Annotated in this window: 18 protein-coding genes; 15 read left to right on the top strand and 3 right to left on the bottom strand. The window is 71.1% G+C overall.

Translation table 11 applies throughout. The features are described from left to right. The first annotated feature begins 10 nt into the window (after positions 1-10). From OV090_RS51160 to OV090_RS35910, 14 genes are all read left to right on the top strand, one after another. The gene (locus OV090_RS51160; RefSeq protein WP_267709235.1) at positions 11-919 is read left to right on the top strand and encodes a fibronectin type III domain-containing protein; all 909 of its coding nucleotides are present in this window, start codon (positions 11-13) and stop codon (positions 917-919) included. 74 nt (positions 920-993) lie between these two features. Next, positions 994-2,136 (top strand): thaumatin family protein, encoded by a 1,143-nt coding sequence (locus OV090_RS35970; protein ID WP_267709234.1) that lies wholly within the window; start codon positions 994-996, stop codon positions 2,134-2,136. Between the two features lie 118 nt (positions 2,137-2,254). After that, complete coding sequence (locus tag OV090_RS35965; protein ID WP_267709233.1) at positions 2,255-3,898, top strand: CotH kinase family protein; 1,644 nt, start codon at positions 2,255-2,257, stop codon at positions 3,896-3,898. Between the two features lie 115 nt (positions 3,899-4,013). Continuing rightward, a complete protein-coding gene (locus OV090_RS35960; protein WP_267709232.1) occupies positions 4,014-4,865 on the top strand; it encodes a tryptophan 2,3-dioxygenase family protein in 852 nt (283 codons plus the stop codon). After that, positions 4,862-5,992 (top strand): aminotransferase class V-fold PLP-dependent enzyme, encoded by a 1,131-nt coding sequence (locus tag OV090_RS35955; RefSeq protein WP_267709231.1) that lies wholly within the window; start codon positions 4,862-4,864, stop codon positions 5,990-5,992. The genes OV090_RS35960 and OV090_RS35955 overlap by 4 nt, the downstream gene beginning before the upstream one ends. Beyond that, positions 5,989-7,041: a methyltransferase gene (locus tag OV090_RS35950; protein WP_267709230.1), complete on the top strand. Its 1,053-nt coding sequence runs from the start codon at positions 5,989-5,991 to the stop codon at positions 7,039-7,041. The genes OV090_RS35955 and OV090_RS35950 overlap by 4 nt, the downstream gene beginning before the upstream one ends. Before the next feature lie 278 nt (positions 7,042-7,319). Beyond that, entirely contained in the window at positions 7,320-7,937 is a 618-nt protein-coding gene (locus OV090_RS35945) for a peptidoglycan-binding domain-containing protein (protein ID WP_267709229.1), read from the top strand. Positions 7,938-7,972: 35 nt separating this feature from the next. Next, positions 7,973-12,265 (top strand): S8/S53 family peptidase, encoded by a 4,293-nt coding sequence (locus tag OV090_RS35940; RefSeq protein ID WP_267709228.1) that lies wholly within the window; start codon positions 7,973-7,975, stop codon positions 12,263-12,265. Between the two features lie 130 nt (positions 12,266-12,395). Beyond that, entirely contained in the window at positions 12,396-13,313 is a 918-nt protein-coding gene (locus tag OV090_RS35935) for a sigma-70 family RNA polymerase sigma factor (protein WP_267709227.1), read from the top strand. 142 nt (positions 13,314-13,455) lie between these two features. After that, entirely contained in the window at positions 13,456-14,211 is a 756-nt protein-coding gene (locus OV090_RS35930) for an SDR family oxidoreductase (RefSeq protein ID WP_267709226.1), read from the top strand. A gap of 7 nt (positions 14,212-14,218) precedes the next feature. Next, positions 14,219-14,725 carry an Ohr family peroxiredoxin gene (locus OV090_RS35925; RefSeq protein ID WP_267709225.1) on the top strand — a complete coding sequence of 169 codons (507 nt, stop codon included), beginning with the start codon at positions 14,219-14,221 and terminating at the stop codon, positions 14,723-14,725. 79 nt (positions 14,726-14,804) lie between these two features. Beyond that, a complete protein-coding gene (locus tag OV090_RS35920; protein WP_267709224.1) occupies positions 14,805-15,224 on the top strand; it encodes a cupin domain-containing protein in 420 nt (139 codons plus the stop codon). A gap of 115 nt (positions 15,225-15,339) precedes the next feature. After that, positions 15,340-16,332 (top strand): LysR family transcriptional regulator, encoded by a 993-nt coding sequence (locus OV090_RS35915; protein ID WP_267709223.1) that lies wholly within the window; start codon positions 15,340-15,342, stop codon positions 16,330-16,332. A gap of 73 nt (positions 16,333-16,405) precedes the next feature. Then, on the top strand, positions 16,406-17,401 hold the full coding sequence (locus OV090_RS35910) for a hypothetical protein (protein ID WP_267709222.1): 996 nt from the start codon (positions 16,406-16,408) through the stop codon (positions 17,399-17,401). Between the two features lie 102 nt (positions 17,402-17,503). On the opposite strand, the gene OV090_RS35905 is transcribed toward OV090_RS35910, so the two are convergent. Together OV090_RS35905 and OV090_RS35900 are read right to left on the bottom strand one after the other, a co-directional pair. Next, positions 17,504-17,935 (bottom strand): hypothetical protein, encoded by a 432-nt coding sequence (locus OV090_RS35905; protein WP_267709221.1) that lies wholly within the window; start codon positions 17,933-17,935, stop codon positions 17,504-17,506. 103 nt (positions 17,936-18,038) lie between these two features. Beyond that, positions 18,039-18,842 carry a hypothetical protein gene (locus tag OV090_RS35900; protein ID WP_267709220.1) on the bottom strand — a complete coding sequence of 268 codons (804 nt, stop codon included), beginning with the start codon at positions 18,840-18,842 and terminating at the stop codon, positions 18,039-18,041. Between the two features lie 98 nt (positions 18,843-18,940). Here OV090_RS35900 and OV090_RS35895 point away from each other — a divergent pair, with 98 nt between their 5' ends. Beyond that, on the top strand, positions 18,941-21,574 hold the full coding sequence (locus tag OV090_RS35895) for a protein kinase (RefSeq protein ID WP_267709219.1): 2,634 nt from the start codon (positions 18,941-18,943) through the stop codon (positions 21,572-21,574). Positions 21,575-21,655: 81 nt separating this feature from the next. Here the strand turns inward: OV090_RS35895 and OV090_RS35890 are convergent, their stop codons facing one another. Further along, entirely contained in the window at positions 21,656-22,891 is a 1,236-nt protein-coding gene (locus OV090_RS35890; protein ID WP_267709218.1) for a cytochrome P450, read from the bottom strand. Positions 22,892-23,037: the final 146 nt, after the last annotated feature.

Genomic DNA, 23,037 nt, shown 5'->3' with positions numbered 1-23,037 from the left:
ACCTCACTCTGTGACCGCTCGCAACGAATCCTCCGACGTCGCCAGCCCCCCGCCGCACGACTTCGGATGCGTGCCCCTGAGTTCCAGCTCGCTCTTGCTCACCTGGACACCCCTGCCGGGCGCCCCACCGGGGCTGGCGTACGAGACGTGCTTCAAACCGCGCGGAGCACAGCAGTGGAGCGCGTGGGAGACCACGAGCTCTTTTTCCCACCAGGTCAGCGGTCTGGACTCGAATACCGTGCATGATGTCCAGGTCCGGTCCCGGGACGGCAAAGTGCCAGGGGAGGCGGCCCAGGCCTCCGGCACGACAGCGGCCAGCGGCTCGGAATCACCGGAGCGCAGGAAGGCCGGGGGACCGCGCCGGATTGTCCCCGGCGCCCTGTCCTGTGCGCCGGCTGGACGAGAGATCGAGGTAAGCGTGCTGCCGACCCCGGGAGTGGACTCCTACGACGTCGAGGTGGCGAAACAAGACAACCCCCAGGTCTGGACCCGGCAGTCGATGAGCACGAGCACCCTGGTGACCGGACTTCTCAGCAACAGTACGTACACCATCCGGGCCTGGGCCCGAGTGGGAGAAGAGGGGGGCCAGGGCATCTGGGAAGACCTTGGCCAGGTGTCCTGCACGACGGGGTTCTTCATGAGCTCGGTTTACTGCACGCCCCTCGCCACGGACGCCATCCTGGTGAACTGGCCGCCGGTGGTGCCTGCCGGCGGTTCCTCCCCCGTCTCCTACTCCATGCGTCACAAGGTCCGCGGGGATGGGCAGTGGGGGCCGTGGAGGACTGTCGGCGCCCAGTCGAGCACGGTACTGAGCGGTCTGCAGCCCAATACGCCATACGACATCGAGGTCCGAGCCAGTGAAGGAGACCTCCAGAGCGAGCCGAGCAGCGCCTCCTGCTTCACGTCGTGGGCACCATGACCCGGCGTCGGAAGGCACGGACACGCGAGCGCTGCGCGGCTTCTGGCCGTGCTTCGTGCGTGTTATCGTGACCCATGCGGTCCGACCTTTTGTTCATCTTCGCGCTCGTCCTCGGCTGCGGGAGCCCCAACTCCCAGACCTCGAACGCGAGCGAGACCACCGCAGAGACCGGGCCCGAACCGCAGACCACCAGCACGAGCGCCCCGGCCTCGACCTCGAGCACGAGCGAGACCACCACCGGGCCCGATCCCACCACGAGCACCGGCACCGAGACCGCGAGCACGAGCACCGGCACGCAGACCGCGAGCACGAGCGAGACCACCGGCGAGCCCGACCCCGAGCAGACGGCGCGCCTGCGCGTCGTCAACGGCTGCGATCAGCCGATGTGGGTGCTCCACCAGGTGGGAGCGGGCGGCGGCACCCTCGACGCGGCCAACCAGATCCTCCTCGCCGCGCAGGGCGACTACTACGATTACGCGATCCCCGACATCGGCCTGGCCGCGACCCGCTTCTGGCCCGGCTTCGGCTGCGACGACACCGGCAACGGCTGCGCCATCGGCCAGAGCGGCGGCCCGCCGGAGCAAGGCTTCACGTGCCCCCCGGAGGGTTGCGCGCCGCCGATCGACTCCAAGTTCGAGGGCACCTTCGGCTGCCTGCCGGGCGTCGCGCCGACCGACTGTCAAGACAACCCGTCCGCGCCCGGCATGAAGCTGCCCGCGAGCGACGGTTGGGACACCAGCATGGTCGACGGCTTCACCGTCCCCTACGATGTCGAGCTGCTCGACGACTGCCCGGGCGGCCCCGACGGCGGCGCGATCGATTGCAGCGAGCTGCGCCTGTCCGACTGCCCGACCGCCGAGGACATCTCGACGAACCAGCAATTCCCCGCGCTCTCCGCAGTCGACCTGCGCGCCGATCATCCGACCACGCGCGCGCCGGGCGGCTGCTACTCGCCGTGCGGCAAGCTCACCTACGCCAATTGGGACAACACCCCGATCTACGCCCCGGCCGCCGCGGAGGCGGAGTACTACTGCTGCCCGACGCCGCCGATCGGCGTCGAGGACTGCCGCGAGGGCCCGGTCGTGGACACCCAATTCGTCGGACTCATCCACGACAAGTGCAAGCAGGTGTACTCCTATGCGTACGACGACGGGATCGGCAACTGGTCGTGCCCGGCGGGCACCCGCTACCGGGTCACTTTTTACTGTCCGCAGTGAAGCCCGGGCGGATCACAGCCGGCCTCCGAGGTGCTGGCGCAGGCGGCTCCACAATTCTTCATGATCCGGACATACGCCGGAAACCTGCGGCCGATCGCCGCAGGGTAGGGTGACGGGGATGTCCTCGACTGTTCGTTCGCTCCTCGTCGCGCCGCTCGGCGCGTGCCTGTTCGGCCCTGTACTCGCCTGCGGTGACGCAGGAGCCGGCGGAAGCGACAGCGACACCGGCACGACGGGCACCACCACCGGCGATACCGGCGATACCGGCGAGCCGACCACCCGCGGCGACGCCTCCTCCTCCGAGACCGGCAGCACGGGTGAGCCTCCGTCCTCCGGCGAGCCGGACTACGAGATGGCGTTCCCGCAGGATCGCGTCGCGCGGCTCGACATCACCATCACGCCCGCAGACTGGCAGGCCATGCTCGCCGACATGACCGACATGGCCGGGGAGTTCGGCACCGGCATGGGCATGGGCCCCGGCATGGGGATGGACCCGCCGATGCTCGACACCTCCGCCTGCGAGGGGCTCGCCAGCGGCGACGCCTGCGAGGGCGAGTTCATGGGCCAGGCGATCGTCGGCACCTGCACCGACTTCATGGGCGCTCTGGTGTGCTTGCCGGAGGACCTGCCGGGGCCGGGGATGGGCGGCGGCGGGGGGACCGACTTCCTCCCGCGCAACCCGATCTACGTCGAGTGCGAGGTGCGGAGCGGCGACGACGTCTGGGAGCACGTGGGGATCCGCTTCAAGGGCAACTCGAGCCTGGCGATGCCGTGGTCGCAGGGGATCTACAAGCTGCCGCTGCGCCTCAACTTCGACAAGTTCGAGGACCTCCACCCCGAGATCGAGAATCAGCGCTTCTACGGGTTCGAATCGCTGAGCCTGTCGAACGGCTCGCTCGACGGCTCGCTGCTGCGCGACAAGCTCGGCACCGACGTGTTCGCTGATGCAGGAATTCCGGCGCCGGCCGCGGCGTTCTACAGGATCTTCATCGACCACGGCGAGGGGCCGAAGTACTTCGGGCTCTACACCGGCATCGAGCTGCCCGAGGACGAGTCGTTCCTCGACCGGCGCTTCGGCGGGCACGACGGCAACCTGTACAAGCCCGACGGCGAGGCCGCGCGCTGGGACGTGTGGGACAGCGAGACTCTGGGCAAGGAGAACAACGAGGACGCCGCCGACTTCAGCGACGCGCAGGCGCTGTTCGACGCGCTGCACGAAGGCCGCACCGACGCCGCGGCCTGGCGCGCGGGCCTCGAGGCCCGGCTCGACGTCGACGGCTTCCTGCACTGGCTCGCGCTCAACGCGGTGGTCGAGGACTGGGACGTCTACGGGCGTATGCCCCACAATTATTACGTGTACGCCGACCCGGCCGACGCCGGGCGGTTTTCGTGGATCCCGTGGGATCACACCTTCGCGTTCAGCAGCGGCCAGGGCTTCGGCGGCCAGAGCCTGTCGCTGGCGATGGACGAGGTCGGCGACGAGTGGCCGCTGATCCGCTACCTCCTCGACGACGCGGTCTATCGCGACCGCTACCGCCAATTCGTCGAGCAGGCCGCCGCCGCCGAGTACGAGCCGGCGAGCATGGGCCCGCGCTTCGAAGCGGCGCACGCGTTGATCGCCCCGTACGTGGTCGGCCCCGAGGGCGAGCAGCCGGGGTACACCTTCGTCGCCTCCGAGGCGGCGTTCGCCGCGACCCTCGACGAGCTGCTCGGCCACGTCGAACAGCGCCAGCAGGACGTCGCCGAGTTCCTCGCGCCCTGAGCCGGTCGCTCGGGCCTGCGCGGCCGCGCACGATCCGCTGCGGAAAAATCGCCGACCGGCGCGATCGTTCGCCCGGCCCAGGGCACTTGTCCGGCGGGAGACGGACGAGCGGACCATGACCGAGGAACACGGTAAAGCGCTGCGCGAGCGGCTGGAGGCCCCGAAGTACAACAAGATGCTGAAGCAGTGGGTCGGCCGGGGCGAGCTGGACTACGAGGTGTACCTGCAGACCCGGCGGCTGCTCGGCCTGCAGTTCACCGCGGAGGAGCGCGTCACCCACGACGAGCTGCTGTTCCAGATCGCCCACCAGACCCAGGAGCTGTGGCTCAAGCTCGTGTCCGAGGAGCTCGCGGCGGCCATCGATCTGCTCGACGCCGACGATCTGTGGGGCGCCTCTGCGCTGCTCGAGCGGGCGGCGCGGATCGGCGAGTGCCTCGTGCACGAGATGGCGGTGATGGAGACGCTGACGCCGGCGCGTTACCAGGCGCTGCGGCGCAACCTCGGCAACGGCAGCGGCCAGGAGTCACCGGGCTACAACGCGCTGCGGCTGGCGACCGACGCGGCCGGCGAGGCGCTGGTGCGGCTGCTCGCGCGCCGCGAGGTCGCGCTCGTCGACGTCTACGCGAGCGAGGTGGCGCCCGACATCCGCCACGTCGCCGAGCGCTGCGTCGACCTCGACGAGGCGCTGCAGCGGTGGTTGATGCGTCACTTCCTGCTGGTCCGCCGGACGATCGGCGTCGACGCCAAGGTGCAGGCGCTCGACGGCCTGCCGACGCGCGTGCTCGCGGGGCGCATGAGCCAGCCGTTCTTCCCCGCGCTGTGGGACGTGCGCGTGCAGCTGACCGCCGGCTGGAGCCGCGAGGGCGGCACGCCGACCGCCGATCGCTGGGCCGCGCGCGCGCGCGCCGAGGCCGGCACGGACGACGAGCGCTGCCCGGTCGCGCTGGTCGCGGAGGCGCGGCGATGACCCGCCTGCGCGAGGCGTTCCCGGTGCTCGCGACCTGCGGGTACCTCAACAGCAACTCGACCGGCGCGTTCCCTCGCGACGCCGCGCGCGTGCTCGCGGAGTACGGCGAGGGACTGATGCGCTGGCGCGACGAGGCCTGGGAGGACTGGCTGGCGGCGCTGCGCCGCTACCACGCCGGCGTCGAGCGCCTGCTCGGGGCGCCCGCCGGCACCGTGATGACCGACGCCAGCGCGAGCGCGCTGCTCGGGCGCTTCGCGTCGTGCTTCGACTACCGCGGCGCACGCCCGCGGGTCGTCACCACCACGCGCGAGTTTCCGTCGACCGGCTTCCTGCTGCGAGCGATGGCCCGCTTCGGCCTCGAGCTCGAGGTCGTCGACGTCGAGCGCGACGACCTCGCGCCCGAGGCGGCGATCGCCGCCGCGCTCGACGAGCGCACCGCCTTCGTCGTCGTCTCGCACGCGAGCTTCGCCACCGGCGCGCTGCTCGACCTCCGCGCCCTCTCAAGCGCGGCGCACGACGTCGGCGCGCTGCTGGTCGTCGACGCCTATCAATCACTCGGGGTGGTCCCGCTCGACGTCGTCGCCGAGGATGTCGATGTCGTCCTCGGCGGCGCTCACAAGTGGCTGTGCGGCTCGACCGAGCTCGCCTTCATGTACGTCCGGCGCGCGCTGCTGCCGACGCTCGCGCCGGCGTTCACCGGCTGGATGGCGAGCGACGCCCCGCTGACGTTCGCGCCGCGCAGCGCCTACGCCGAGGACGCCTGGCGCTTCGCCTGCGGCACCCCGCTGGTGCTCCCCGCGCTGGTGTCGCAGGTCGGCCTCGACCTGCTGCTCGGCGTCGGCGTCGCGGCGATCCGCGCCCACTCGCTCGAGTGCAGCGCGCGGATCTTCGCGCGCTGCGACGCCGAGGGAATCGCGATCGCCACGCCGCGCGCGCCCGATCGCCGCGGGGGGATCGTCGCGCTGCGCTTCCCCGGCTCGCAAGCGGTGCAGCAGCGCCTGCTCGCGGCCGGCCACGTCACGAGCTGGCGCGGGGTGCTGCGGATCGCCCCGCACATCTACAACACCTTCGACGAGATCGACGCCTGCCTCGACGCCCTGGTCGCGGAGAGACGAGCTGCAGTATGAGCCCGACGCTGCACACCACGTTGCACTGGATCTGGAACGGCGCCCGCGCCCGCGAGGTCGTCGAGGTGGCGCTCGCCAGCGGCCTCGTCGGCGACCTCGAGGCCGCGCCCGAGGCCTCGCTCGCCGCGCTCGCCGAGCGCCACCGCATGCGGCCGGAGCGGCTGTACAAGCTGCTCGACGCGCTCGAGTCGCTCCGGCTGGTCGAGCGCACGCCGGCGTTCGCCGAGGCGAGCGCCGCCCGCTACCGCCTCGCCGAGGGCGCCGCCGCAGCGCTGGCGCAGGTGTGCGGCCGTGAGACCGACCGCGAGCGCTACCCCTGGCGGGCGCTGCACGGCCAGCTGGCCGCGGTGCTCGGCGGAGCGCCCGGCGTCCCGCGCGAGGGCTTCGCCTGGCCGCCGGCGACCGCGGAGCAGACCGAGCGCTTCGAGGCGAGCATGGTCGCCGGCCTCGGCCCGATCGTCGCCAGCTTCGAGGCCCACGCCGCGCGGCTGTTCGCCGAACTGCCCGATCGTCCGCTGCGCGTGCTCGACGTCGGCGGCGGCGACGGCACGCTGGCGCGGTGGATCGCCGAGACTCACCCGCACGTGCACGTCGATGTCCTCAACCTCGAGGCGGTCCGGCCGCTGTTCGACCGCGTCCGCGCCGAGTCGCCGGCGCGCGAGCGGCTGGGCTTCGTCACCCTCGACTTCCTCGCGGAGCTGCTGCCGGCCGGGTACGACGTCGTCACGTTCGTGCGCGTGCTGCACGACTGGCCGGCCGAGGTCGCGGAGCGGCTGCTCGCCGGGGCTGCCGCGGCGCTGGCACCAAGCGGGCGCGTGGTCGTGTGCGAGGAGTTCCGGACGCCCGAGCGCCTGGCCGCGCAGTTCTTCTGGACGTATTTTTTGATCGGCGTCGACGGCTGCGCGAGCCGGCTGCGCGAGGCGGGAGCGTACGTGGCCTGGCTGACGCGCCTCGGCCTCGAAGACGTCGCGGTGCTGCCCGGGCCCCACGAGCTGGTCGTCGGCGCGCGGGCGGCTTCGTCGGCCGAGTCACGATTGCGATCACGCTGAGCCATACGCAGTGATCGAACGTGGCATCGTCCTCGCGCCGGCGGAAATGGGGGCACCTCGCGTCGAGGCCGATTGTGAGCAGGCGGGGGAGCGAATGGCGGGGGCGCCGGCGATCACGCTCCTGGCATTTGTCGCGCGCCATCGGGCGCTATCGACCGCACCGATATCGCGCTCGGGGAGCGCCGTCGGCGTGATGGCGCGCTCCCGTGTGCTTGACGGTGTATGCAGGGGTGTGTAGCAATTCCCGCGAGAGGGACAGGATGCCGACGCAGCACATCGTGGCCGAGGGCGAGTGCATCTCGAGCATCGCCTTTCGCCACGGCCTCGCTCCGGACACGGTATGGCGGGCGCCGGAGAATGCGGGGCTGCGGCAGCGGCGCAAGAATCCCAACATTCTCGTGGCCGGCGACGTGGTGGCCATTCCCGCCAGGCAGGAAAAGAGCGCGGCGGTCGAGACCGACCGCCGCCATATTTTTCGGCGCCGGGGCGTGCCGGAGAAGCTGCGGCTGCAGTTCCTGGTGGCCGGTTTCCCGCGCGCGGAGGAGCGATACGAGCTCACTGTCGACGGCGTGATCGTGGCCCACGACGAGCTGACCGACGCCGAGGGCCGACTCGAGCGATTCATCGCGCCCGACGCCCGGGCCGCGCGGGTGCGCTTCCTCGGCACCGGCGAAGAGTACAGCTTCGCGCTCGGCCGCCTCGATCCGGTCGATACGCCGCGCGGCGCGCTGGGGCGGCTCAAGAGCCTCGGGTTTTACGCCGGTTCGCTCGCCGACGGCGGCGGGGCGGGGCTGTCGCGGGCGCTTCAGGCGTTCCAGGCCGCCCACGGCCTCGAGATCACCGGCGCACTCGACGACGAGACGCAGCGCGCGCTGGAGGCGAAGTACGGCGGCTGAGCGGGTCGCCGGGGTGGGGTTCGCGGGGGCCGTCGATGTTGTGGACCGAGATCGAGAACGTCACGACAAAAGAGGGCCGCAGCCTGAGCGGCGAGGCGGTGCGAGAGTGGTTGCGGAGCTTGCAGGACTCCGACGCGGCGTCGATCTCGGCGACGGCGAGCGCCATCTATGTGCCCCTCAGCGGAATCGGACGTCACCACCGGCCTGCGCTGCGGACACCGGCCGAGATCGAGGCGTGGCTGGTGCAGCGGTTTCAATGCACCGACGTGCGCTTCGCGGTCGCGCCGCCGGGCGAGAGCAGTCAGGCGCGACACGCGGCGCGCTCGTTCGGGGTGCGCAACACCAACGACGTGCTGCCGGAGGTGTACTTCAGCCTGGCGGACCGTGACGAGGTGCTCACGAAGGTGACGGTGAAGCAGGGGCTGCGGGAGCCGCTGGCCGTCGAGCTGCGGGTGAAGCCGCCGCTTCCGCGAGCGTACGCCGGCAAGCTCGAGCTCGCGTACCTCGGGGCGAAGCTGCGGCTGCGCAACGCGATCCGCTCGTACAAGGGCAGCGTGAAGCCGGCGTACCGGTACCTCAGCCGGGTCCGCGCCGCGCGGAGCAAGGACGGGATCACGAGCCCCGTCCACGAGCTCACCGACGACATGCTGGTGCAGTCACTCTCGGTCCGCGGGCGCAACCAGGGCTACGCGGTGTTGGAGCAGCTCACCTTCATCGGGCTCGAGGTCGGCCACGGGACCGAGGTGCTGCAGGCGTGCCTGCTCGACCTGGACAATCGACTGATGTGCTCGGCGACGCTGGAGCTCGCGGTCGAGGCCGACGGCCGCGCGGACGTCGGCACGCTGCGGCTGCTCGCGCACGTCGAGGGCAAGGACTTCAAGGAGCAGGAGGACCCCGAGTTCGCGGCCCTTTATGCCCAGGCGCAGGGCCGACGCGGGAACCGGGTCACGATCGGCGTCTGCGACACCGGCATCTTCGACGACTCGAGCCCGGGCGGGCTCGATTACTTGACGCCGCGGCTCAAGGACGGGCGCTACTTCGACGCGGGCGACGAGGCCAACGATCGGCCGACGCGCCCGTGCAAGGGCTATCCGACCCACTTCGTCGCCGACAACCCGTCGAAGCACGGCACGACCGTGGCCGGGCAGGCGGCCTGGGGCAGCGACCGGATCGCGCTCCTCGACGTGATGACCAAGAAGGGTCAGACGATGGGGGAGATGAACGACGCCACGGGGGCGCGGTCGTTCCGCTGGGCGATCGAGCAGGGGGCGGACATCGTCAACTGCAGCGCGTGGATGCCGTTCAGCATGCCGGAGACCGACAAGGTCGTCACGCGGGCGAAGCACAAGGTGTTGTTCCTGGCGACCGGCGGGAACACGGGCTTCTCGTTCCCGCTGAACTTCACCGACTTCGACTTCAGCGACGTGAGCCGCTACCCGCAGAAGCGGGAGTTTCAGAGCAGCGACCTGCCGTGTTCGCTCGAGAACACGCTGTTCGTCGGCGGCTGCACGCTGGCCAAGGGGCACCACTCCGAGCGCGGGACCGGCCCCGGCGTCGACGTGCTGGTGCCCTCGGACAGCACGACGCTCTACACCCCGAAGGGGCTGGTGGCGGCCCACCGGCTCGGGTTCGTGCGGACGTTCTTCAGCGAGCTGCTGCCGAACCGGCTCATGCCCGAGACCGACGCGCTGCGCGCCGAACCGGCGACGATCAAGGAAGAGACGCCGGATTACTCGAACCTGGTCAACAAGATCGGCTCGCTGGAGGACGACCAGATCCCGACGTGGCAGATGGAGCTGCAGAAGAAGGGGCCGCAGGACGGGCCGCTCAGCGACGACGAGAGCCTCGAGCTCGGCGTGCTCGAGTCGCTGGTCGGGCAGGCGGAGGCCCAGCTGCCCAAGATCATCGCCGACCGGATCGAGCCGCTGGCGAAGCGGCGCGGCGGGCAGGGCGAGCCGCTCACCCCGGCGGAGACGAAGCAGCTCGAGGTGCTCGAGGGGCTGACGAAGGGCGGCAAGAAGCCGCAGCGCAGCGACATCAAGCCGCGGTGCAACGCGCTCCAGGTGCGCGCGGACTACGAGAAGATCGAGAAGAAGTTCATGCCGGACGCGCTCCGCGACCTCAAGAGCTTCAAGGAGGAGCGGGACCGGCTAAAGGCGACGCTGCCGGAGGTGAGCAACCCGAAGCACGAGCGCTTTCAGGCCTACGTGTACTTCTGGGACCAGGTCGTGCGCTGGACGGGCAAGTCGGGGGCGGACGTCGACTCGCTGCCGAAGCAGGTCGAGGCGATCAAGGCGGCGATCGACAGCTCCGAGCGGGCCGTCGAGTGGCTGCGGAGGCTGTTCGACTTCGCCTTCGATCCGCAGCTGCCCGGGCGCAAGGAGTGGGACGCGGCGCCGCCGGAGCAGGCGATGATCGACGCGCGTGATCGGCCGCAGATGACGGACGTCAGCACGCGGGTGAAGGACGAGATCAAGATCAAGGACCTGGACGCCGCGTACAAGGACCTGCACGCGTCGCTGGCCGGGACCCACGTGAGCAAGGATCTCGGCGCGTCGTTCGGCCTGCCGATGGTGGCGAACATCGCCGCCAAGGTGAAGCTCCTCAGCCGCGACCTCTCGGCCCCCGAGCTCAAGCGAGTGCTCGTCGACACCTCCGATCGCGACGAGGCGCTCGCGGCCCGCTGCGTCGCCGGCGGGGTCGTCAACCCGCTGAGGGCCTATTTCGCCGCGTTCGACGAGGAGGTGGCGTACGCCGGCATGGAGGTGCATGCGGCCTTCAGGAAGCCGCAGCCGACGGGCAAGGACGACAAGCGGACCATTTATTACACGTTCTTTTACATGCACGCGGAGGGGCTCCGGGCCTACAAGGCGATCAAGGGCGAGCTCGCGGCCGCGTACGCGAAGATGGACGTCGAGCTCATCGAGGCCGAGCCGCCGGTCGAGATCGAGAGCGAGCCGCTGACGTACGTGGCGGGCAGGCCGCTCAATCAGTACAACTGGAAGAGCGTCGTGCCGTTCCAGACCCACCCGCTGTACGGCGGGAAGAAGCACCTGCGGCTGATCCTGGTCAACCAGTGCGGCTACGTGCTCACCAAGCCGATGTCGATCGCGGGGAAGGAGCAGCGGTTCCGCTTCAGCGATACGGGCGTGGCCGAGGTCGTCCCGCCGGACGAGGTCGACACGCCCGAGGACGAGAAGGCGAAGTTCGCGGTGGTCGAGGCGAGCGCCCGGCCGGGGCTCGGCGAGCGCTGGCGCTGCAAGCTCAGGGCGAACGACAACTTCCACGTGTTCCCGGTCCGGCCCCAGGACATCCTCGGCGACCTCCGCTTGAGCGTCCCCGAGCCGCGCGAGAGCATGATCGCCAAGAAGCACATCACGGCGACGAGCCCGGATCGCCAGCAGCTGACGGTCAGCGTGATCGCCGGCGAGGAGTTCGACAAGCTGCGCGACGCGGGCCTGTCGATCACCCTGACGATCAAGACAGTGCCCTCCGGGCCGCCGGCCCCGCCCGGACCGCCGCCGCCGGTGCGCTCGCAGACGTTCGACCTCAAGCGCGGAGCATGCACCGTGGGCGCGAGCCAGAACGAGACGTGGGACGTGGTGAGCGTCACCCCGCAGCTCGCGGGGGTCGATCACTGGGAGTGCGTGCTGAAGGCGAGGCCCGGCGCGCAATTCATGGCCCAGGCCGCGCAGTCGGTGCCGACGGTCAAGTCGGCGATCCCCTCGGACAAGGACACCTCCTACAAGTCGTCGGAGGGCAAGTACCGGGTCGAGCGGCTGAACGACCGGGAAGCGCTCGTCGAGGTGACCGACGACGACCTGAACCGAAAGCTCGGCGCGGACTGCTCGGCGGTCGCCATCGAGGTCAACATGGTGCAGACGATCGGCGGCAACCGCGACGAGAAAGAGGCCCCCGGTACGATCTTCGTTTCGAACAAGTACCACGCCGGCCCGAGCGGCACGGCCGCGGCCGACCGGACGCTGCTGGTGCTGTTCCTGCACGAGATCGGCCACGCGCTCGGGATGGTGCCGAAGGAGCACAAGCATCATTACGATCGCCAGTACGGCGGCCGCGGCGATCATTGCGCGTTCAACACCGAGGACCGCCCCAAGGTCAGCGTGAAGGCGGACTTCGGGATCCTCGCGGACGCCGACTCCGACTCCGTCAAGGTGCCGCTGGCGCTGTCGCAGGGCGCCGCTGCGGTGCCCTGCGTCATGTACCACACGCGGACGACGGTCCATCATCAGTCGGAGTTCTGCGCCGTCTGCCAGGAATGGGTGAAGAGCAAGCTCGACGCCGCGAAGTGGGAGTGGAACGACAAGTAATGTCTGCAGCGCCGGCGGTCCACGGCGTCGTCGGGGCGAGGGCGGACGACCGAGACCGTCGTGGCGCTGCGGGCCGGGCGGCCCGCCTGGTTGAAATTCGCGTCTGCCCGCGTTACATGCTGCCTGGACCATGCCTTCCGGCGAGCCCGACGCGACGAGCGACCTCGACGAGGTGGCGTCGGCGTTCGTCCGCTTGCGGCCCCGGCTGTTCGGCATCGCCTACCGCATGCTCGGTGACGCCACCGAGGCCGAGGATCTCGTGCAAGAGGTCTGGCTGCGCTGGCAGAACACCGACCGCAGCGTCGTCATCCACCCGGCGGCGTTCCTGGCCACCACGATCACGCGGCTGGCGATCAACGTCGCCCAGTCGGCGCGGTCGCGGCGCGAGGCGTACGTCGGGCCGTGGCTGCCTGAGGTCGTGGACACCAGCGCCGACCCCGAGGTCGGCGCCGAGCGAGGCGAGGCGCTGGGGCTCGCGGTGTTGCTGCTGCTCGAGCGCCTGAGCCCGACGCAGCGCGCCGCCTACGTGCTGCGCGACGCCTTCGATTACTCGTACGCGGCGATCGCCGAGATCCTCCAGCTCGAGGAGGCCAACGTGCGGCAGCTCGTGAGCCGCGCGCGCAAGCACGTCGCCGAGGGCCGCCGCGCGCCCGTGAGTGACGAGCAGCACCGCCGCCTGCTCTCTGCGTTCCTCGTCGCGTCGCAGGCCGGTGACTTCGCCGCGCTCGAGGGATTGTTCGCCGCCGACGTGGTCAGCGTCACCGACGGCGGCGGCGTCCTCGGGGCGGCGCGCGTGCCGGTGCTCGGCCGCGCCCGGGTCGCCAGCTTCATGGCGAACTCCGCCCGCAAGTTCTGGCCGGGCACCCGCGTCGCATGGGTCGAGGCCAACGGTCGCGCGGCGCTCCTCGTCTCGCGGGCCGACGCCGCGATCGCGCTGCTGACGATCGACGCCTCGGACGAGGGCATCGAGCAGCTGCTGTGGATCATGAGTCCGAGCAAGCTCGCCGCGTTCGCCCGCTCGCTGGCGGGCGCGCGCCGTCCCGCTTGAAGCGCTCCCGTCGCCGGCGTCGATTGGTGCGCGGCGGACAACACAGTGCGTCCGTCCACGTGCCTACCGCCAGCTCCGGGCCCAGCATAGGGTTCCACGCGTCGGGCTGCCGAGCGCGGCCCGTGAAAGCGTCGAGTACACCATGAAGATCGTCGTCATCGGAGGCACTGGCCTCATCGGAAGCAAGCTCGTCCATCTGCTCCGCCAGCGCGGACACGAAGCGGTGGCGGCCTCTCCCGCCTCGGGCGTCAACACGGTCACCGGCGAGGGGCTCGCCGCGGCGCTCGCGGGCGCCGACATCGTCGTCGACGTCGCCAATTCGCCGTCGTTCGAGGATAAAGCAGTGCTCGAGTTCTTCACGGCTTCGGGTCGCAACCTGCTCGCCGCCGAGGCCGCCGCGGGCGTGAAGCATCACGTGGCGCTGTCGGTGGTCGGCACCGACCGCCTGGCCGAGAGCGGCTACTTCCGCGGCAAGATCGCCCAGGAGCAGCTGATCCGCGGCGCCGCGGTCCCGTACACCATCGTCCGCTCGACGCAGTTCTTCGAGTTCCTCGGCGGCATCGTCCACTCGGGCGCCGACGGCGACGTCGTGCGCCTGTCGCCCGCCTTCGTGCAGCCGATCGCCTCGGACGACGTGGCCCTGGCGATGGCCGACTTCACGCTCGGCGAGCCGGTCGGCGGCATCGTCGAGATCGCCGGGCCCGAGCGCGTGCGCCTCCCCGATCTCGTCCGCCGCTACCTCGCGACCTCGCAGGATCCGCGCGAGGTCGTCGCGGACCCCGGGGCGCGCTACTTCGGCGCCAGGCTGGAGGACGACACTCTGGTGCCTGGCTCCGGCCCGCGCCTCGGCACGGTGACCTTCGAGGATTGGCTCGCGCGCGCGAGAGCCTCGAAGTGAGGCGTGCATGACGAAGCTCCGGGCGCCGCCGATCTCGCTGCTCGAGCGCTACCACGGCGACAGCTTTCAGCCGCTCTACACCACGACGGTCCGCGTGACCGGCGGCGAAGCCGAACACGCGCGCGCCTCGGGCGTCGCGCGCTCGGACGACGGCAACCTCCACGTCGACCTCCGGCTGCCGGCGGAGCTGGGCGGCGGCGGCGGCGGCACCAACCCCGAGCAGCTGTTCGCCGCCGGCTACGCCGCCTGCTTCCACGGGGCGCTGAGCCTGCTGGCGACGCGGGCTGACATTCCGATCCCCGGCGCCTCTGTGGCGGTGACCGTCGCGTTCGGGCGCGATCCGGACGACGGCCTCTTCATGGTCACTGCGGACGTGGCGATCGACCTGCCCGGCGTCGAGCGGGACATCGCCGAGGAGCTGGTCCGCAACACCGAACGCGTCTGTCCCTACGCCAAGATGGCGCGGCAGGGCATCGTCAGCCTCATCGTCGCGCGGGCGGACTCACAGCATTGATTATCACCACCGCCGGCGCCTGCGCGTCGGCAGAACATCCCCTTCGACCTCGACGAGGCAAGCTCGAATGATTCCTTCCATGCAAAAAATCGCCGCTCTCATCGGCCTCTGCGCGCTGCTTGTGGGCTGCGCCGGCAGGGCGAAGCTCGCTCACCCCGACACCGCCCCGGCGGAGGCCGTCGTCACCGCGCTCATGACGAAGGCGCTCGCCGACTTCCCGGGCAAGGAGGCGTTGCTCATCACCGTCGATTATCCGCCGGGCGCGGTCGACCCGGTGCACCGTCACGACGCCCACGCCTTCGTCTACGTGCTCGAGGGCTCGATCGTGATGGGCTTGAAGGGCGGCCAGGAGGTCACTCTGAAGCCGGGGCAGACCTTCTACGAGGGGCCCGACGACATCCACACGGTGGGCCGCAACGCGAGCAGCACGGAGCCGGCGAAGTTCCTCGTGCTGCTGATCAAGCCGGAGGGCGTGCCGGCGGTGCTGCCGGCCGAGTGAGCGGCGCGACGACCGGCCCGCGACCCGCGGGGCGCAGCGTCGCGCGCGCTCGCGGGCCGGTGAAAAATTTCGTCGAGGGCTGTCACAAGCCGGGTGGGTCGCCGGTCCTGGGGGCGTGCCGAGCCATCCGAGCCATCCTCCGCGCCAGGGCCCCGACGCGCTGGCTTCCAGTTTCGCCGCGAGCTACGCCGGGGTCGTCGCGTTCATCGCGGTCGTCACCGAGGGCAGCTTCGCCCGCGCCGGCGACCGCCTGGGCATCGGCCGCTCGGCGGTGAGCCGCAGCGTCCAGAAGCTCGAGGAGCAGCTCGACGCGCGGCTGTTCTTCCGCACCACCCGCAGCACCACCCTGACCCGCGAGGGCGAGCTGTTCTACGAGAACTGCAACCCCGGCGTCGAGCGCATCGTCCAGGCGCTGGAGGAGATGCGCGAGCTGCGAGAAGGGCCGCCGCAGGGCCGCTTGCGCGTCGCGTCGACGGTCGGCTTCGGGCGCAAGGTCGTCGCGCCGCTGCTGCGCGGCTTTCAACTCAAATACCCCGAGGTGGCGATCGACCTGCTGCTCGACGACGCCGCCACCGAGTTCACTGCGGGCCACGTCGACGTCGCGTTCCGCAACGGGCGCCTGGAGGACAGCCAGATCGTCGCCAGGCAGCTGTTCCCGATGCAGCTGCTGGTGTGCGCCTCGCCGGCGTATCGGTCGACGCACGGCCTGCCGCGCAGCGTCGAGGAGCTGGCCGACCATCGCTGCATCAACCTCCGCCACGCGTCGGGACGAGTCTGCGAGTGGGAGTTCAAGGTGGGCGGCCGTCCCCGCAAATTCTCACCGGAGGCGAGGACCAGCTTCAACGACGCCGAGCTGGTCCTGCAGGCAGTGCTCGACGGCCAGGGCCTGGCGCAGCTGCCCGGCTACCAGATCTTCGATCTCGTGCAGAGCGGCGCGCTGGTGCCGTGCCTCGCGCAGTACGCCCCCGACGATCGCGGCCACTACATCTGTTATCTGAGCCGCCGCCACCTGCCGTCCCGCGTCCGCGTGTTCATCGACTACATGACCACGCACACCAGGACCCTCAACGTGCAATCCCTGACGACCTTCTCGGCGGCGCCCAGATAAGCCGAGGTACGCCCGTGTCGGTCGCTGCCGGGCGAGGTTGGAAACTCGACGCAAAGCGGCCATGATCGCCCGAATGTTCGCGAGAGTCGCGTCAGTATCCCGCGCCGGCACCCGTCGGCTCCGCGGCGCCTGTCGCTCGCTCGTGCTCCTCGCGGTCGCGTGCGGCCCCAAGTCGCAGGACACGACTACCGACGGCGGCACGACCGCGCAGACGACCGAGCCGGCCACGACCGCTTCGACGACCCCATCGTCGACAACGTCCCCGACCTCGACCTCGACCACCGGTGGCACGACGGACGTCGCTACCACCGGCGATGTCCCCGACCCGACGTCGACGACCTCGACCTCGACCTCCACCTCGACGTCGACGACGTCGACGACCGGCGAGCCGCCGCCGTTCTGCTTCGATACCGACGCGACTACCGGCGATCCCGACATCACCGGCGGCGACGACGAGACCACCGGCGGTCCCGTGCAGTGCCCTCCGGTCGAGGGTCTGCCTTGCACTGCCCCGATCGATTGCACCGACTTTCCGTGCGGTACCTACATCTCCGGTTACGACGAGCACGGCTGCCCGCGACGCCCGTGCGAGGACGACGCCGAGTGCGCCGCGGACGAGGAGTGCAGGAATAGTGTGTACGAAGGCCTGGCCGAGTGCGTGGAGCAGGACGGCGTATGTTCCTGCGCGCCCGGCATGAACTTCGAGCCCGGCGTGTGCGTGCCGAAGAAGGTCATCGACGTCGCCTCGCTGTGCCCGACCCTCACCGACCAGGCCGCCTGCGACCGCTTCTCGTTCCCGAACCTCTACGAGCGCTGCCTGTGGACGGAGATCGAGCAGCTCTGTCCCGGCGCCTGCGCCTCGCGCACGGTCCACCGCTGCATCCACTGGAGCTACCACGGCAACGGATGCTTCGGACACTGCGAGGATCTGTTGACGCGCGGCTACACCCGCGAGGGCGAGTTCGGACCCGAGCTCATCGTCACCCAGATCTGCGAGCACGACCCGGTCGGCTGGGAGTGGTGCCCGGACAGCCGCAACGCCGAGATCTGCGACTGCGCCTGCGACTGACGTGAGGCGTCGCCGATCCGGAACACAAGTCTTTTCGGACAGGTACAGACAATGAGCACCTGCGAGATCAGGACCTCGCAGGTGCGATTCACGCCGCGTCGATCACACGCAGGACGCGCCCTGGCTGAACACCGGGCCGCACGCGCCGTCCTCTGCGAAGGCGCCGCAGGCGTCGGTCTTGGCCGCCTTGTAGCAGTCGATGAGCTCGCCGACGGTGATCGGGCAGTCGGCCGAGACCTTGTTGGCGCGGCACTCGGCGGCGGTGTTGACCAGCAGGTACGTGCCGTCGGCGTCGCACGTGTACTGCGTGCCGGGTTCGTCGTCGATCGCGGCCAGGAGCGTGTCGCAGTACGTCGACTGCTGCTCCTCCGAGAGCTCGGCGAGCGGACAATCGGTGATCGGGCCGTCGCAGCCGTCGCCGTTGCTGCCGCCGTCGCTGTCGGCGTTGTTGTCGCCGCCATCGCCGTCGTCACCGCAGGCCGGGAGGAAGCTGATCGAGGAGAGGGCGAGCAACGAGAGCAAATTGAATCGCATGAGGTGGCCTTCTTGGGACTGGTTCGCCGACCAGACGGAGCCCGGGCTCCGCGGTCGCGGCGAAAAAGACACGCGCGAGAATTCGGGCTCGCGCGCGGTCCGATCAGGCCGGTTCGATGGGGAGCGGCTCGTCGCCGGCATCCAGGCGGGTGGCGATCAGGCGCAGGATGCTGTCGACCGTGCGCGTGCTCACCCCAATGGCGCGTCCGAGCTCGGCGCGGGTGCCCGCGACCAGTCGCTGGCGCGCCGAGGCGCAGCGACGCGCCGCGGTCGAGCGGTGGATCCGGTAGATGACCGCGAGCTCGTCGATGCCGACCTGATCGAGCAGGTGGTAGCGGAGCAGCAGCCGCTCGGGCATCGGCAGCCGGGCCCACGCGGTCTCCAGCGCCTCGGTGAAGCGCGTGGTGTACAGCTCTTTCTGATAGTCGACGTCCGGATCGCTCAACGGCGTGATCAGACGTCGGGCCAGCTCGCCGAGGTCCGGCGGTTGGCGCGCGCGCTTGCGATCGAGCACCAGCCTGACCGCGACTGTGCGCACGAAGCCTCCCAGCGCGCCGCGCCCCGAGTAGCGCGCGAGCTTCGGCTCACCCCCGGGCGCGCCGACCAGCAGCGCGACGCGCAGGGTCTGGACCACCTCGTCGAGCTCGGCCCCCGCGAGGTCGAGCGCGCGGAGGTTCGGCACCACGTCGCGGACGTAGCGGACCTCGAGGTGGCGGATGGCGTCGCGGTCGCCGAGCAAGCAGGCCCAGGCGACCAGCAGCTCGGCGCGGCGGTCCGCGGCGGTCGGCTCGGACCACAGCTGCGGATCGACGCTGGCCAGCCGGCGCGCGACGTCCTCGCGCTGCCACGCCGTCCCCGGCCACGCCACGCGCGCCTGCTCGAGGACCGAGTCGACCAGGTCGTTCACCCGTGTGGCGATGCTAGATCTGCGACTTCGCACAGGTCAACACTGCGGCCTCGGCGGCGGTTGACTCGTCGCGTCGACCTCGACGACATTGCCGCGGGTTGGACGGCTGTCCGGAAGAAGAGGCGATCGCCGCGTATCTCGAGGGCGATCTGAGCGCGGCCGAGCGCGCCGCGCTCGACGGCCACCTCGAGGCGTGCACCGACTGTCGCGTGCTGCTCGCCGGGCTGGCGCGCGGGCAGGTGGGCGCCCGCGTCGAGGACGACCGCAGTGCAGACCCGATGACCGGCGTGGTGATCGGCCGCTACACCCTCGCCGATCTGCTCGGCTCGGGCGGGATGGGCCTCGTCTATCGCGCGCACGATCCGGTGCTCGAGCGCGACGTCGCGGTCAAGCTCATCCACGCGCTCGACGTGCGCCCGGCCGATCGCGAGCGGCTGCTGCGAGAGGCGCGAGCGATGGCCCGGCTGTCGCACCCCAACGTCCTCACGGTGTTCGACGCCGGCGAGTCGGGCGACGAGTTGTTCGTGGCGATGGCCCTGGTCCGCGGCAGCACCCTGCGCGAGCACTGCGCGCGCAAGCGGCCCGACTGGCGCGAGGTAGCGACGCTGTGCCTGGGCGCCGCCCGTGGTCTCGCCGCCTCGCACCGGGCCGGCGTGCTGCACCGCGACGTCAAGCCCGACAACATCCTCGTCGGCGAGGACGGCGGCGTGCAGGTCACCGACTTCGGCCTGGCCCGCGAGATGACGGACCCGGGCACGCCGCTGTGGCCGGCGGGCTCCGAGAGCGGGAGGGCCGGCACACCGGGGTACATGGCGCCCGAGCTGCGCGCCGGCGGCGAGCCGACCGCGGCGAGCGATCAGTACGCGTTCTGTCTGACCTTGAAGGAGTGTCTCGGGCGGGTGCCACGCCGGCTCGAGCGGATCGTCCGCCGCGGCCTCGCCGAGCGGCCTGCCGATCGCTACCCGTCGATGGACGCGCTGGTGGTCGCGCTCGCGGCCGCGACCGAGCGCCGGTGGCCGCGCGTCGCCGGGCTGCTCGCCTTCGCGGCCGTCGTCGCAGCGGCAGTGGTGTGGGCGCTGCCCGCCGCACCGGAGCCGCAACCCGTGGACGCCGCCGATCCGTGCGACGAGCCGCGCGCGCGCATGGGCGGCCTGTGGAACCCCGCGCAGGCGCAGCGGCTGCGCGCGGCCGTGGCCCGCGCCGGCCTGGCGCGCGGCGAGCTGCTGAGCGATCGGCTGCAGGCCCGCCTCGACGAGCACGCAGGCCGGTGGATCGAGATGCGCACGCAGCTCTGTCGCGACGCGGACGAGGACCGGGCGATCGCGGCGCGCCGGATCGCCTGCCTCGAGGAGGGCTACGACGAGCTCGCGGAGTTCTTCACCACGGTGGACCAGGCCGACCGCGCGGTGCTGCAGGAGGTCGAGTGGCTGTCGTACGGCCTCACGACGCCGGAGCGGTGCGCCGCGGGTGCACCGGTCTCGCTGTTGCCGAGCCCCGATCCGGCGGTGCGCGAGGAGGTCGCGCGCGCGCGCCGGGAGCTCCGCGCGGCCAGGGCCGTGGTCGACGGCGATCGACTCGACGCCGCGCTGGCGTCGGTGCGGGCGATCGAGGCGACCGCGCGGCGGGTGGGCTACCTGCCGCTCGCGGCCGCCGCGCTGAACGACGAGGCCGACCTGCTCATGAGGTCAGGTGATCTCGAGGGCTCGCGCGCCCGGCTCGAGGCCGCGGCCGAGCTCGCCGAGGCGTGCGGCGACGACACTCGCCGGGCGACGGTGCTCGTGAACCTGGTCGTGTTGCTCGGCGTCGGCTACTGGGATCCCGACGCGGCGCTGGTCTACGCGGCGCGAGCGTGGCCGCTGGTCGAGCGGTTGCAGCTGCCGATCCTCGAAGGTGAGCTGTGGCGGGTCGAGGGCCAGGCGCTGCTCTACAAGGGCGACGCCGCCGGGGCGCGCGACCGGCTGCAGCGCGCCCTCGAGGTGTGGGAGCGGACGCTGGTCGGGGATCACGACACGGTCATGACGACCTTGATCTTCCTCGGCGCGAGCGCGCAGCAGCTGGGCGCGTGGGAGGCCGCCGACGACTACCAGCGGCGCGCCCACGAGATGGCGATACGGCTGCACGGAGAGCGCCATCCGACCACCGCGTCCGTCTTGCGAGACTGGGCCAACGGCGTCCTCAACCAGGCCGAGGAGGCCGACGCACCCGACGAGCGCGAACGCCTCGGACGACTCGCGCTCGCCAAGGCCGACCGGGCCGCCGTCGACCTCGAGGCGTCCCTCGGGGTCGACAATCCGGAGGGCGCCCAGGCGCAGCTGACCCGCTGCCGCACGTTGTGGGTGCTGCGGGAGCTCGACCGCGCCGCGTCTGCTTGCGAGCAGGCGCTCGCGGTGTTGCGGCGAGCCCACGACGCCGACAGCCCGCAGCTGACGGAGCCGCTGCTGGTGCTCGGCGTGGTGCAGCACGCCCGCGGCGAGCTCGGGCCGGCCCGCGACGCGCTCGCGGAGGCGCTCACGCGCGGCGCCGCGGGTAATCCGTACCTGCTGGCCGACGTGCAGTTCGAGCTGGCCAAGGTCCTCGGGCAGCTGGGGCAGACGCGCCGAGCGATCGAGCTGGCCCGCGCGGCGCGACCGACCTACGCCGCCGACGCCAGGACCGGCGAGACTCTGGCCGAGCTCGACGCGTGGCTCGCGGCTCAGCGTCCGGCCCGGCGCGCGCCCTCTCCGGCGGAGTGAGGCGAGCGCGGCGGGTCCGCAGCGCCTGGCCGCCCTCCCGCGTGAGCTGGCGTGAGGGGCATGTCCCGCGGGACATGCCCGTCAGTACCGGACTCGCAGCGGCAGGGCCGTCAGGCCGCGGATCGACTGCGAGCGGCGCCACGTGAGCCCGGAGCGAGGCACGCTGAGCTGCATGTCCGAGTACCGCTGCAGCAGCGCGCGGAAGGCGATCTTCGCCTCGAGGCGGGCGAGCGGCGCGCCGAGGCAGAAGTGCGGGCCGAAGCCGAAGGCGAGGTGACGGTTCGGCTGGCGGCCGATGTCGAACCGCTCCGGCTCGGCGAAGTGCGTCTCGTCGTGATTGGCCGAGGCGAGGATCGGGCACACCGCCTGCCCGCGCCGGATGGTCACGCCGCACAGCTCCGTGTCGACGCAGGCGAAGCGCGGCGCGTTGAGCTGGACCGGGCTGGTGAAGCGCAGCATCTCCTCGACCGCGGCGTCGACGAGCTCGGACCGGGCGCGCAGGCGCTCGAGCTGATCGGGGTGCTCGAGCAAGGCGAGCATGCCGTTGCCGATCAGGTTGACGGTCGTCTCGTGCCCCGCGAGGAGGAGGATGAGGGTCGACGCGACGAGCTCGTCGAAGCTCAGCTTGTCGCCGGCCTCCTCGGCCTCGACCAGCGCGCTGAGCAGATCGTCGCCCTTGTTCCGCCGGCGCTCGGCGATCAGCTCGCGCAGGAAGCGGTTGAGCTTGATCATGTTGGGGAAGTTCGTCAGCAGCTCCAGCCAACCGGCGCCGTCGAGCTCGAGGATGCCCTTCATCCAGCGGTGGAAGTGCTGACGATGGCGCTCGTGGACGCCCATCATGTCGGAGATCACCGCGACCGGCAGCGGCAGGGCGAAGTCGGCGATCATGTCCATCGAACCGCGCGCGTCGGCCGCGGCGAGCAGCTCGTCGCTGAGCTGGGCGATCCGCTGCTCGAGCGCGGCGACCCGCGACGGGGTGAACGCCTTGTGGGCGAGCGTGCGCAGCCGTCGATGGTCGGCGCCGTCCTTCATCACCATCGAGTCGTTGACGCCCAGAGACAGCCGCGACTCGAGCCAAGACACCTCGTGACCGGCGGTCCGCTTGTCGCTGGCGAAGCGCTCGACGTCCTTGAGCAGCACCATCACGTCGTCGTAGCGCGAGACGTAGAAGCTCTCGCCGCGGCGCCCCTGGTTCAGGCGGACGATCGGCATGTCGCGCCGCAGCCGGGCGTAGAAGGGGTACGGGTCGCGGCGATACTCCGGCGTCGTGAAGTCGAACGACGGCGTCGGTGCGGTGCGCGTGGCGGTGGCGGTCATGTGCGGTCTCCGGACGAGCTGAAGGGGTGGGCCGCGTCTCGCTGCGCCGCCTCGAAGGGCGCGAGTCGGCGCGCGGCCGCATCGTATCGGAGCTCTCAGGGTCGGTGCTCGCGCGGCTCGGCGATCGGGAGCGGTGAATTTCGCGC

The sequence above is a fragment of the Nannocystis sp. RBIL2 genome (assembly GCF_026626745.1).
Taxonomy (GTDB): Bacteria; Myxococcota_A; Polyangia; order Nannocystales; family Nannocystaceae; genus Nannocystis.
The sequence above is the reverse complement of the archived record's forward strand: the minus strand, read 5'-3'. Positions and strand labels throughout refer to the sequence as shown.